The organism is Flavobacterium sp., from assembly GCF_044339515.1.
Taxonomy (GTDB): Bacteria; Bacteroidota; Bacteroidia; order Flavobacteriales; family Flavobacteriaceae; genus Flavobacterium.
In genome coordinates, this window is record NZ_JBIIVK010000009.1 from 69,186 (window position 1) to 81,033 (window position 11,848).

Genomic DNA, 11,848 nt, shown 5'->3' on the forward strand with positions numbered 1-11,848 from the left:
TCACTATTGTGCAAAATCTTGCGGATTAAATTTGCCTGATGAAAGAAGATAAACGAAATATAATATCCCAAAAAACAAAGAAATAACGATGTAGAAAGCAAAAAGAACCGGAATAAATAACAATGTCTTGAGTATAATTTGTTTCATCGTCAATTTAAAAATTCGCTTTAAAGCAAAAAAATGATAGCCAAACAAAATTGCAAACGTAAAGAATGCATAATAAACATATTCAATTTGAAATAGTAATAAAAGTGGAATGACCAAAACGGTTAGAATAGACGTTTGAGAATAAGTATAAAAATAAATCAAATTATGTTCTGCAAAATTAAATTGCTTATAATTAAAAAAAACAATTTTTGAAATTATTGCTATCAAAGGAATTCCTGAAAATACAATAATACTATTGTAATCATAAAGTGAATTCATAAATCCTTTCATATCAAAAGGTGTTTTTTGATTTCCTGACATTGCTGCGTAATCAATATCACCCAAATAACCATTTTTTGTCAAATAAACATTTATTCCACTTAAAGTAACTGCAATAATCAAATACGTTATCGGATTAACATAACGAATTCTCAAACCGTCTAAATAACCGTTTACCACCCATTCCGGATGAGTAAACAAGGTTTTAAAAGTAGATAAAAACTTATTATCAAAACTCAAATAGCGTTCTGAAAATTCATGAATTACTTTTTTTACGGTTAATTTTTGTGTAACTACTTGTGCTCCACAATTTGGACAAAATTTATCCTCTTGTTGTAATAGCTTTTGGCAGTTTTTGCAGCTCATATCAAAAATTTTTAACGAATGTAAAAAAAATAACTTTGTACATTTGAAAAAAATTTCAAAATGAATATCAAATTAATTGCTATTGGTAAAACTGATAATAAGAATCTTCAACTTTTGATAGAGGAATACCAAAAGCGATTGTCCTTTTACATCAAATTTGATTTAGAAATTATTCCTGATATCAAAAACGCAAAGAATCTTTCGGAATCCCAACAAAAAGAAAAAGAAGGCGAATTGATTTTGAGCAAATTGGCTCCAACCGACTTTTTAATTCTACTAGATGAAAACGGAAAATCGTTTAGCAGTGTTGAATTTGCCAATGAATTACAAAAAAAAATGAATGCCGGAATTAAAACATTGACTTATGTGATTGGCGGACCGTATGGTTTTTCAGAAGCGGTTTATCAAAAAGCACAGCAGAAAATTTCGCTGTCTAAAATGACTTTTTCACATCAAATGGTGCGGTTGTTTTTTATTGAACAGGTTTATCGGGGATTTACGATTTTGAGAAATGAACCTTATCATCATCAATAGAATTAGCTTTTTTTTAACCCCAAAGAGCAAAAGAATTTCGCAAAGAGCATATTTTTTTCTCACAGAAAACAAGGAAGACACAGAATTTTTAGGTTGCCACTAAGGCACAAAGTCAGGATTTTAAGGCAACTTTATGAGATCCCTCCTTCGTCGGGTTGACAACTTTGCGTTCAAAAACCTGAAACTTGAAACTCGCAAACTTCTAACCCGCAACTTCTACATTCCGCACTCACAATCCGGTAACTTTTTCTTGTCATAAATAAAATGTATAGGAGAAATAGCGACCAACTCGTTTTCTAATGCTTTCAATTCAATTACTTTGGATAAATAATGTTCAAATGTTAAACGTTCATCAAAATTCAAATAAATCAAGATACGCTTTCCTTCGCCGGCAAAAGTGGTGTAATCTTTCAAAAAAGAAAACAATTCACTCATTTCTACTTCATTTCCATCTACAGAAACCTTATTTTTCAGTTTAAAATTGACTGAAAAAGTCTGAAAATGAAGATGATAATCCGGGTTTTCTTTGATGTAAATTGTTGAAAAATAACTGTTGTAAGTATATTTTACCTCTTTAAACGGCATAAAAGCCAATGTTTTCTGAACACTGTCGGTGTAGGAATAAAAATTTCCGGCTTCTTCATTTTTATGAAATTGAGCTTTATCTCGTCGTTCTTGCAATTGTATAATCTCGGGAATTGCAACCTTGAGAGGTAACCGCTTATCCACATTAAAAATCCAATTCGTTGTGCCGATGGTGTTTTTACGGTTCACTTCGGCAAGCGTATCTTTTCCTTTAGCATCTAAAAAAATGTAAACCGGTGAATGGTCAACAACGGTAGAATCAATTGTTCGATTAGCTTTCACTAATTCCAATTCCTTTTGGCAGGAAATCATGAGTAAAACACAAAAAAATAAGGTTAGTTTTTTCATCTTACAAACTCATTAAAGAAAATAATTTTACACATTCTACCGCTTCTTTTACGTCGTGAACTCTCAAAATCGAAGCACCTTTGGTCAATGCAATCATGTTGAGTGCTGTTGTTCCATTTAATGCTTTTTCCGGCGTAGAATCAAGCGGCTTATAAATCATCGACTTTCTGGAAACACCCGCTAAAATTGGTAGTTCAAGACTTTTAAACAACTGTAATTTTTGCATCACTTCATAATTCTGCTCGGTTGTTTTGGCAAAACCAAAACCGGGATCAATTATCAAATCATTAATACCAAAACTTCTGGCTTGAGCCACTTTTTCAGAAAAATAAAATAACATTTCTTTGACAATATCTTCATATGCTGTCAAATTCATCATCGTTTGTGGCTTTCCCTTCATATGCATCATGATGTAAGGAACTTGGCGTATTGCTACTGTTTCCATCATCTTTTCATCTAAACTTCCGGAAGAAATATCGTTTATCATGGCAGCACCGTTTTCAATAGAAGCTTTGGCAATTTCGCTTCTGAACGTATCTACGGAAATGATTGTTTTTGGAAATTCTTTTACAACTGATTTCAAAATAGGAAGTAATCGATTTACTTCTTCTTCCTCAGAAACAAATTCAGCATTGGGTTTGCTCGAGTATGCTCCAATGTCAATAAAATCAGCACCCTCCATTAACATTACCTCTACCTTTTTGAGAATTTCGGATTCTTGTTGGTACTTTCCTCCGTCATAAAACGAATTGGGCGTGAGATTTAAAATCCCCATTACTTTTGGGGTAGACAAATCGATTAAATTTCCGAGGCAGTTTATTAACATATCGTTTGAAAAAAGGCATTAAAAAGTAGCAACTACTTGTTTTGAAAATTGTATTTTTGAAAATCTTTACAAATATAATTCAATAATGAACAGTACGTCCCAACAATATGATAAAGTAATTGCGATATGCCGACAATTATATTGCAACAAAATGAAAGATTACGGCAGTGCGTGGCGAATTCTTCGTTTACCATCGCTAACTGATCAAATTTTTATCAAAGCTCAACGGATTCGAAGTCTTCAGGAAAATGAGATAAGAAAAGTGCAAGAAGACGAAACGGGAGAGTTTATCGGCATTATCAATTATTCCATCATGGCTTTAATTCAGTTGGAAAAAGGCGTGGTCGAACAGCCCGATTTAAATCTGGAGGAAGCCAGCCGTTTATATGATGAAAAAATTACGGAAACCAAGTCGTTAATGGAAAATAAAAACCATGATTATGGCGAAGCCTGGCGAGAAATGCGTTTGAGTTCATTGACCGATTTAATTTTACAAAAGCTACTTCGTGTCAAGCAAATTGAAGATAACAAAGGAAAAACATTAGTCTCCGAAGGAATTGATGCCAATTACCAAGACATGATTAATTATGCTGTTTTTGCCTTAATTCATTTAGGTTTCCACGAAAAATAAACCAAATTGACACATTGACAAATTAACTAATTGACACCTTAATCAACATGAAAATCATTACTCATATTTCTAGAATTTTAGTCGGATTATTATTCATCATTTCCGGATTAATCAAGCTAAACGATCCGGTTGGATTTTCTTTTAAATTGGAAGAATATTTTTCGGAAGGCGTTTTAAATCTTCCGTTTCTAATGCCTATTGCATTGATGATTGCTGTTTTTGTAGTGATTTTTGAAGTAGTGCTGGGTATTATGCTACTGATTGGTTTTAAACCTAAATTCACGGTTTGGAGTTTATTTTTGATGATTGTATTTTTCACTTTTCTTACCTTCTACTCTGCCTATTTTAATAAAGTGACGGATTGTGGTTGCTTTGGTGATGCATTAAAACTTACGCCTTGGGAATCGTTTACAAAAGATATTGTGCTGCTGGTTTTGATATTAATTTTATTGATTAATCTGAAGTACATTCAACCGCTATTTGGACGATTAGCTTTAAACATCACCGTTTTAGCTTCTTACATTTTTTGTTTATGGATGGCATACACCGTATTAATGCATTTGCCATTTATTGATTTTAGAGCGTATGCTCTGGGAACTAACATTCAAAAAGGAATGGAAATTCCGGCCGGTGCTCCGATGTCGGAATATGAAATGCTATTTATTTACAAAGTAAATGGTGTAGAAACCGAATTTTCACAAGCCGATGTCATGGCAAACAAAGTACCGGAAACAGCTGAATTTGTGGATAGAAAAGATAAACTGATTAAGCAAGGTTATGTTCCGCCAATCCATGATTTTACAATTGAATTGGATGGGAGTGATTATACCGAAGACATGCTGAACGAACCTAAATTAATCATGTTAATTTCGTATGATTTAACAAAAGCAGAACATGACGGTTTAAATGAATTAGAAGGTTTTTATCAAAAAGCTATTAAAAAAGGCTATAAAGTAATCGGAATGACTTCGTCAGACAAATCAATTATTGACCAAATTAAAGCAGAATATAAATTGAGTTTTGACTATTATTTTTGTGATGCTACAACGTTAAAAACAATTGAAAGAGCCAATCCAAGTATTGTTGTTTTAGAAAAAGGAACAATAGTAGAGAAAAAGCACTTTAACGATATTGATCTGGTAACTTTAAACTAAGTTGATTCGCTATCTTCTAAATAAAATTGGCTATGGTTTGCTTACACTTTTTGGTGTAATTACGGTCATTTTTGTCTTGTTTACAATACTTCCCGGCGATCCTGCACGAATGATGTTGGATCAAAATGAAAATTCGGAGCAATTGGCAATCGTGAAGAAGAAGTATGGTTTTGACAAACCGATTTCAACTCAATATCTATATTATTTGAATGATTTATCGCCAATCTCTTTTCATAGTTCTAATCCGGAAGATTATACTTTTTTATCAGAAGGAAAATACAATGCTCTCCAATTAGTGAAGTTAGGAAACACAACAACCGTTTTCAAAACCCCTTATTTAAGAGAAAGTTTTCAAAAAAGCGGAAAAAAAGTGACGGAGGTGATTGGAAATACATTGCCAAACACGTTTATTCTTGCCCTATTTGCCATTGTTATTGCTATTGTTATTGGAGTTTTTCTGGGAATCATTTCTGCACTTTACAAAGACACTTTCTTAGACCGAATGATTGCTTTAATCAGTACGTTAGGAATGAGTGTTCCGTCGTTTTTTAGTGCCATTTTGTTTGCTTGGTTGTTTGGGTTTGTATGGCATCATTATACCGGACTAAATATGACAGGAAGTCTATATGAAGTAGATGATTTTGGCGAAGGAAGTTACATTCAATGGAAAAACATCATTCTTCCGGCAATTGTTTTGGGAATTCGTCCGCTTGGCGTAGTGATTCAATTAATGCGAAATTCTTTATTAGAAACATTTGGACAAGATTACATTAGAACGGCTAAAGCAAAAGGATTAAATTCGTATCAAATTATTAAAAATCACGCTTTAAAAAATTCGCTCAATCCTGTGGTTACTGCTATCTCCGGATGGTTTGCCTCAATGTTAGCCGGAGCCGTTTTTGTGGAATATATTTTCGGTTGGAACGGACTCGGGAAAGAAATTGTAGAAGCATTGAACAACTTGGATTTACCGGTAATTATGGGTTCTGTGATTGTGATTGCCACGACTTTTGTAGTAATTAATATTTTAGTCGATTTGGTTTATGCCTATTTAGATCCAAAAATCAGGTTAAGCTAAAACGATTTCGGTTTTAATTAGGACTTTTTTGGGATTTCATTTCCTGAGTTATTGTAAATTTGTTTGATAAAAATTTAAATTATGAAAAGAATAATTGTATCTTTTTTTGTTGCGTTGGGTTTGGTTTCTTGCTCAAATGCTCAAAAAACCGAATTCTCAAAAGAAGCTTTGGCTGATAAAATGTTAACTGTGGACGGAACTGAATTAACTTTTTCAGACATCCTAAAAAAATACGAAGGCAAAACCGTAGTCATTGATGTTTGGGCATCTTGGTGTCCGGATTGCATCAAAGGAATGCCAAAAGTAGAGGCGTTGCAAAAACAATTTCCGGAAGCCGTTTATTTGTTTTTATCGTATGATAAAACGCCCGAAAGTTGGGCAAAAGGAATTGAAAAATATGCGGTAAAAGGCGAACATTATTTAATTTTATCAAAATGGAAAGGCGGAACGTTTAGCAACTCCATTGATTTAGATTGGATTCCGCGTTACATTATTCTGGATAAAACAGGAAAAATTGCCTTGTATAAAGCCATCGAAGCCGATGATGAAAAATTGATATCGACCATAAAAAACCTAAACTAATGAGACAAAAAATTGTTGCAGGAAACTGGAAAATGCATAAAAATGCAGAAGAAACCGAAGATTTATTAAATGAATTAATTGATAAAATTCCAACTGATTTAGAGCAAAGAGTGATTGTTGCTCCAACATTTGTGAATTTATCCGCCGCAGCCGATCATTTGGAATTCACCAATATTGAAGTGGCTGCACAAAATATGCACCAAGCAGAAGGCGGAGCTTTTACCGGTGAAATATCTGCTTCTATGTTAAAAAGTGTTGGGATTAATATTGTGATTTTAGGACACTCAGAACGAAGAGCTTACTTTCATGAAACCGATGCGTTGCTTGCGAATAAAGTGGACACCGCTTTGAAACATGAAATGGAAGTAATTTTCTGTTTTGGCGAGGAACTAAAAGACCGTCAATCGGGACAACATTTTAATGTCGTAGAAAATCAATTGAAAGATGGTTTGTTCCATTTGGAAGCGTCGGCTTGGAAAAATATTATTTTGGCCTACGAACCGGTTTGGGCCATTGGAACAGGAGAAACCGCTTCACCGGATCAAGCACAAGAAATGCACGATTTTATCAGAGATACCATCAATAAAAAATACGGAAATGCTGTTTCTGAAGATGTTTCCATTCTTTATGGAGGAAGTGTAAAACCAGAAAATGCAGCCGAAATTTTCTCTAAACCCGATGTTGATGGAGGATTAATTGGTGGAGCCGCTTTAAAAAGTGATGATTTTGCTAAAATTGTTTTAGCGATATAACCAAATTATAGTAAAACAAAAAAGTCGTCTTTGAGTTCTAAAGACGACTTTTTTTAAGATTTTTTTTATCAGAAAGATAGTATTTAAATTTATTTTATTATTTTAGCATTAGTATATAACCTTTAAAACCAATAATTTATGAAAAAACTTCTGCTTGCTATTTTTTTGATTGGCATTTCGGTTGCAAATGCTCAATCTTTTGTTTGTGGTAATGGTGACGAACCCGTTAACAACTCTACTAATGCTACCCCCCCCAATTTTAGCTATAATGCTGAAACAAAGTATGTTTTAAATGTAAAATTTCATATTGTGTATGAAAACGATCAAAATCCAGTTATACCAAATGGAGTAACTGTAAATGGTCAACAAGTATATCAGTTTGGTGAAAATGAAATCATGGAAATTCTAAAAGACATGAACGTTACATTTAATCCACATAATATTTTCTTCAAATACAAAGGTTTTGATATTTCATATAATTCAGACGTTACCAATGGCCTTCAAAACGGATCATCAATATCCTCATTGGGAGTGACCGATAATAATGCTTACAATATTTACTTTGTAAACTATACACATATTGGTTCTGCTTATGCAACAATAGGAAACACAAGGGCGGTTTTTTCTTTTAATACTATGAGTGATATAGCCAGAGTGCAGGTATTAGGACATGAATTAGGCCACTGTTTTAATTTACTTCATGTTTTCAATAATTACAATGCTAGTAATTGTGAACATGTAACCAGAGACGTTAATTCTCCTCTATATAATGCAAATGTTGCTGGAGACCTAGTGCATGACACACCAGCCCAATCCTTTCAATCTTGGTTTAACAATTGTGAATATATATATAATCCGAATAGTACCGATTGTATGGGAGAACCTTATCAAGATGTTATACCTGCAAATTATTTAGGTTATGATTCAGATTCAACTTGTGGTTTCCATTTTACACCGGGTCAGGTAGTTCGAATGAGAACTCATTTGCAAAGCCCTTCGATGGCACATGTTCTTTTAACTTATAATACGGTAGAAAGTTTATACGAACCTTTTGAAATAATTCCTTATGGAGGAACAATTATCAGAAATGTTACTGATAATAATGATGGAACAGCAGAAGTGTGTAGAAATACGTTGTTAAGACATCGTTTTCAAAAAAGTTTTGATTATTCTTTTACCAATGTAAACTTATCTGACCCTACTTTTGCAACTATAAATGATTTACCGGAAATCATCAATACTACCTATACATTTGGTGTTCAAATAAATCAAGTTGATCCAACAATTACAAATGATTTTTTTGTAGATTGTAATCGACAACCTTTTTGTCAAACAGAAGATTTTGTAAAAGGATTAATTGTTTCCACTAAAGTAATAGGTTCAATGAATTTGACTTTAGAGGAGTTAAATGAGTTACAAGTGAAAGATCCAGAACTATTTGACAAATTAATGAGCGAATATTATCATATTATCAACAAAGAAACTGAAACAGGTGCTATAAAACAAACTGTAATTTACAAAGAATAATAATATGAAGTTTATATTAATATTTGTAATAACTTCTTCTATTGCTTTTTCACAACCCGGAATTGAATGGCAAAAAACTATTGGAGGCAGTAATTCAGATGGTTTAGTAAAATCAATACTAGCACAAGATGGATACCTACTTAGCGGCACATCATTTTCAAATATTAGCGGTGATAAAACTGTAAATGGTTTTAGTAATCAACCACACAATTGGATAGTAAAGATAAATCTAAATAGTGAAATTTTGTGGCAGAAAGCTTTTGGAGGAAGTATCGGTGAACTGAATAATAATCTTGTTTCAACAAATGATAATGGTTTTTTGATTTCTAATACATCTAGCTCTAATATTTCAGGAAACAAGACAGAAAATTCTAGAGGTGAATCTGATTACTGGTTAGTAAAAATAGACGAAATTGGCAATATCGAATGGCAAAAAACAATTGGAGGTAGCGGATCAGAGTTTGATATGATGGGTATTCCTTGCACCGAAGGTGGGTATTTTGTTGGAGGTAGCTCGAGATCGCCCATCTCTGGTGAAAAAACAGAAAATTTCAGAGGCTTTTCAGCTTTAAATGCTGATTTCTGGGTACTAAAGCTAGACGAAAACAGAAACATTGAATGGCAACGAACCATTGGCGGTGAGGATGAAGACCTTTTTAAAACCGTTTGTCAAACCAATGATGGTGGTTTTTTACTTGGTGGTCGTTCCAGATCAAACATTGGGTTTGAAAAAAGTGAAAACAGTCGAGGCAATAGTCATGATTTTTGGATTCTTAAATTAAACCCGCAAGGCGATATTGAATGGCAAAAAACAATTGGAAGCACTGATACCGATTTACTTTCAGATATGCTAATCACACAAGAAAATGATATTTTGATTGGTGGCACTTCAGCAGGCTTAATTTCTGGTGAAAAAACGGTAGAATCAAATGGTTTGTCTGATTTTTGGATACTAAAATTGAATAGTATCGGTGATATTTTATGGCAAAAATCAATTGGTGGTAATAACCAAGAATCACTATTCAGAATGTCACAAACAATAGATGGCAACTACCTTTTAGGTGGAAGCTCTAATTCTTCCATTTCCGGTGACAAAACAAGTAATTCCAGAGGCTTAAACGATTATTGGACTGTGTTAATCGATACTGACGGAAATATAATTGGACAAAAAACGATGGGAGGTTCTGAAGGTGATGGGGGTACTAATATCATTGAAACACCTGACGGAGGTTATTTTGTAGCTGGAAGTTCATTATCAGGAATCTCAGGAGAAAAAACAGAAGACAGTCGAGGACAATCTGATTATTGGGTTTTGAAATTAGAGAGTAATAGTCTAACGTTTTCGAATCCAATCCTTGCCGGTATAAAAGTATATCCCAATCCTACAACTGAACTTGTCAATATAAATTTTGACAAGGAATTTACAGGTTCAATAATTCAAACTGATATGTTAGGAAAAGATTTAAGACAAATTTATTTTTCTGATGTAAAAAATGTGACTTTTCAATTGGATGGAGAAGATGGTGTCTATTTTTTAACACTCATAACCAATTCAGGAGAAAAAGATAGCATTAAAATTATTAAGAAAAAATAAATAGTTTGAAAATAAAAAAGTCGTCCAAAAATAATTTCGGACGACTTTTTTATGTGACATAAATTAATTATTCTGAATTATTATTTTTGCTATATCTTATATAATAAAATAAAACAATCCCTATCAACATAAAAGGAATGCTTAGCAATTGACCAGTATTTAGATTGAAAAAATTGATATATTCATCTCCTTGAGGCTCTTTTGTAAATTCAACCAAAAACCGAATAAACCATAAAGAAAATAAAAAGATAGAAAAAATTATTCCTGATTTGAATTTTTTATAAATCAGCAAATAATATAACAAACAAAACAAGACTAAATATAAAAAAGATTCATAGAGTTGAGATGGATGTCTTGGCACGATTGCACCATACTCTTTAGACTGATTTTTGAAAATAACCGCCAAAAAACTTGTTGATTCTTTACCTATTATTTCTGAATTAAAAAAATTACCAATTCTTATTAAAACAGCACTTAAAGAAACAACCACTGATATTCTATCTAACAAAAAAAGATATCTACTATTTAAATATTTCTTTGAAAAAAAATATAATGCTAACAAAAAACTAATTGCAGCACCATGACTAGCTAAACCAGAATAACCAGTAAATTCAAATTTAGGATTAGTCTTAATTGGTAAAAAAACATTTATGAAATCTTCTTTAAATAGTTGAATATCATAAAAAATTACATGTCCTAATCTTGCTCCAACAATAATTGCAAAAAAACTCCACAGAAACAAATTGTCTAAAACTTTCAAATCTATATTTTCTCTTTCAAAAAAATACTTCATAAATTTGAATGAAAGTAAAAAAGATACTGCGAATAAAATACTGTAATAACGTATAAAAAAACTACTTATATAAAAACCTCCTTCTGAATCCCAAACGAAATATTCCATAAAACTTTTTCTTTAAAAATACATAAATTCTTATTAATTCAAAATCTGTCAAAAATACAACTAAAATCAGCATAAATAAAAATTGAAAATTATAAAGCATCATATAATTAAAAACAAAAAAATGGAAAATTAATGCTACAAGTAACATCCATTTTTTTGTCCCTTTAATTAGTACGAAAAAGGGAAATGTTAACTCCCAAAAAATTACTGAATATGTAGTTAAAGTAATAAATACTGAATTTGTTAAAAGATATTCTGGTAATTCAAAAAGCATGAATCGTTCATTATTTAGTACGTAATAATTAGCCAAACCATTGTACCAAAGTAAAGTCGAAATTTTTCCTACTGCAGAGAAAAAATAAACTAAGCACAAGTGAAATTTTAAAGAAAAAACAGAATATTTATTTAATACTTCTGAATCAATGTTGTCCGATAAAAAATAAATAAAAAAGAAGCCAAATTAATGGCTTCTTAAAACTTATCGTAATTTAGAGTTGCAAAACAAAAAAAACGATGAGTAAAAGTAGTTATTTTTCTAGTAAAT

General features: G+C 32.1%; 13 protein-coding genes. 8 read left to right on the forward strand and 5 right to left on the reverse strand.

All coding sequences use genetic code 11. The features are described from left to right. Window positions 1–3 precede the first annotated feature (3 nt). The gene (locus ACIQ0M_RS04035) at window positions 4–792 is read right to left on the reverse strand and encodes a DUF3667 domain-containing protein (protein ID WP_396149964.1); all 789 of its coding nucleotides are present in this window, start codon (window positions 790–792) and stop codon (window positions 4–6) included. A 60-nt stretch (window positions 793–852) separates the two neighbouring features. On the opposite strand from ACIQ0M_RS04035, the gene rlmH reads away from it, so the two are divergent. Beyond that, a complete protein-coding gene (gene rlmH, locus ACIQ0M_RS04040; protein WP_396149966.1) occupies window positions 853–1,326 on the forward strand; it encodes a 23S rRNA (pseudouridine(1915)-N(3))-methyltransferase RlmH in 474 nt (157 codons plus the stop codon). Between the two features lie 216 nt (window positions 1,327–1,542). Here the strand turns inward: rlmH and ACIQ0M_RS04045 are convergent, their stop codons facing one another. Together ACIQ0M_RS04045 and folP are read right to left on the reverse strand one after the other, a co-directional pair. After that, on the reverse strand, window positions 1,543–2,259 hold the full coding sequence (locus ACIQ0M_RS04045) for a hypothetical protein (protein ID WP_396149968.1): 717 nt from the start codon (window positions 2,257–2,259) through the stop codon (window positions 1,543–1,545). A 1-nt stretch (window position 2,260) separates the two neighbouring features. Beyond that, window positions 2,261–3,085 carry a dihydropteroate synthase gene (gene folP, locus ACIQ0M_RS04050; RefSeq protein WP_396149970.1) on the reverse strand — a complete coding sequence of 275 codons (825 nt, stop codon included), beginning with the start codon at window positions 3,083–3,085 and terminating at the stop codon, window positions 2,261–2,263. Between the two features lie 85 nt (window positions 3,086–3,170). On the opposite strand from folP, the gene ACIQ0M_RS04055 reads away from it, so the two are divergent. The 7 genes from ACIQ0M_RS04055 to ACIQ0M_RS04085 all read left to right on the forward strand — a co-directional run bounded on the left by ACIQ0M_RS04055 (window position 3,171) and on the right by ACIQ0M_RS04085 (window position 10,403). Beyond that, window positions 3,171–3,716, forward strand: coding sequence for a DUF1599 domain-containing protein (locus tag ACIQ0M_RS04055; RefSeq protein ID WP_396149972.1), 546 nt, complete (start codon window positions 3,171–3,173; stop codon window positions 3,714–3,716). Between the two features lie 47 nt (window positions 3,717–3,763). Next, complete coding sequence (locus tag ACIQ0M_RS04060) at window positions 3,764–4,870, forward strand: BT_3928 family protein (RefSeq protein ID WP_396149974.1); 1,107 nt, start codon at window positions 3,764–3,766, stop codon at window positions 4,868–4,870. Between the two features lies 1 nt (window position 4,871). Further along, a complete protein-coding gene (locus tag ACIQ0M_RS04065) occupies window positions 4,872–5,948 on the forward strand; it encodes an ABC transporter permease (protein ID WP_396149976.1) in 1,077 nt (358 codons plus the stop codon). 81 nt (window positions 5,949–6,029) lie between these two features. After that, a complete protein-coding gene (locus ACIQ0M_RS04070; protein WP_396149978.1) occupies window positions 6,030–6,530 on the forward strand; it encodes a TlpA family protein disulfide reductase in 501 nt (166 codons plus the stop codon). Then, window positions 6,530–7,282 (forward strand): triose-phosphate isomerase, encoded by a 753-nt coding sequence (gene tpiA / locus ACIQ0M_RS04075; protein ID WP_396149980.1) that lies wholly within the window; start codon window positions 6,530–6,532, stop codon window positions 7,280–7,282. Before ACIQ0M_RS04070 ends, tpiA begins: the two co-directional genes overlap by 1 nt. A 138-nt stretch (window positions 7,283–7,420) precedes the next feature. Continuing rightward, complete coding sequence (locus ACIQ0M_RS04080) at window positions 7,421–8,809, forward strand: M43 family zinc metalloprotease (RefSeq protein WP_396149982.1); 1,389 nt, start codon at window positions 7,421–7,423, stop codon at window positions 8,807–8,809. A 4-nt stretch (window positions 8,810–8,813) separates the two neighbouring features. Further along, window positions 8,814–10,403, forward strand: a complete 1,590-nt coding sequence (locus ACIQ0M_RS04085; protein ID WP_396149984.1) for a T9SS type A sorting domain-containing protein — start codon at window positions 8,814–8,816, stop codon at window positions 10,401–10,403. A gap of 67 nt (window positions 10,404–10,470) precedes the next feature. Here ACIQ0M_RS04085 and lgt read toward each other — a convergent pair whose 3' ends face one another. Together lgt and ACIQ0M_RS04095 are read right to left on the reverse strand one after the other, a co-directional pair. Then, a complete protein-coding gene (lgt, locus tag ACIQ0M_RS04090) occupies window positions 10,471–11,304 on the reverse strand; it encodes a prolipoprotein diacylglyceryl transferase (protein ID WP_396149986.1) in 834 nt (277 codons plus the stop codon). After that, on the reverse strand, window positions 11,258–11,749 hold the full coding sequence (locus ACIQ0M_RS04095; protein ID WP_396149994.1) for an HTTM domain-containing protein: 492 nt from the start codon (window positions 11,747–11,749) through the stop codon (window positions 11,258–11,260). Before ACIQ0M_RS04095 ends, lgt begins: the two co-directional genes overlap by 47 nt. Window positions 11,750–11,848 lie beyond the last annotated feature (99 nt).

What these genes read in the sequence shown, in the direction of transcription:
- ACIQ0M_RS04080 (WP_396149982.1), top strand. Translation starts at nt 7,421, where the DNA reads ATGAAAAAACTTCTGCTTGCTATTTTTTTGATTGGCATTTCGGTTGCA.
- lgt (WP_396149986.1), bottom strand. Translation starts at nt 11,304, where the DNA reads ATGGAATATTTCGTTTGGGATTCAGAAGGAGGTTTTTATATAAGTAGT.
- ACIQ0M_RS04045 (WP_396149968.1), bottom strand. Translation starts at nt 2,259, where the DNA reads ATGAAAAAACTAACCTTATTTTTTTGTGTTTTACTCATGATTTCCTGC.
- ACIQ0M_RS04060 (WP_396149974.1), top strand. Translation starts at nt 3,764, where the DNA reads ATGAAAATCATTACTCATATTTCTAGAATTTTAGTCGGATTATTATTC.
- ACIQ0M_RS04035 (WP_396149964.1), bottom strand. Translation starts at nt 792, where the DNA reads ATGAGCTGCAAAAACTGCCAAAAGCTATTACAACAAGAGGATAAATTT.
- rlmH (WP_396149966.1), top strand. Translation starts at nt 853, where the DNA reads ATGAATATCAAATTAATTGCTATTGGTAAAACTGATAATAAGAATCTT.
- ACIQ0M_RS04070 (WP_396149978.1), top strand. Translation starts at nt 6,030, where the DNA reads ATGAAAAGAATAATTGTATCTTTTTTTGTTGCGTTGGGTTTGGTTTCT.
- ACIQ0M_RS04055 (WP_396149972.1), top strand. Translation starts at nt 3,171, where the DNA reads ATGAACAGTACGTCCCAACAATATGATAAAGTAATTGCGATATGCCGA.
- folP (WP_396149970.1), bottom strand. Translation starts at nt 3,085, where the DNA reads ATGTTAATAAACTGCCTCGGAAATTTAATCGATTTGTCTACCCCAAAA.
- ACIQ0M_RS04085 (WP_396149984.1), top strand. Translation starts at nt 8,814, where the DNA reads ATGAAGTTTATATTAATATTTGTAATAACTTCTTCTATTGCTTTTTCA.
- tpiA (WP_396149980.1), top strand. Translation starts at nt 6,530, where the DNA reads ATGAGACAAAAAATTGTTGCAGGAAACTGGAAAATGCATAAAAATGCA.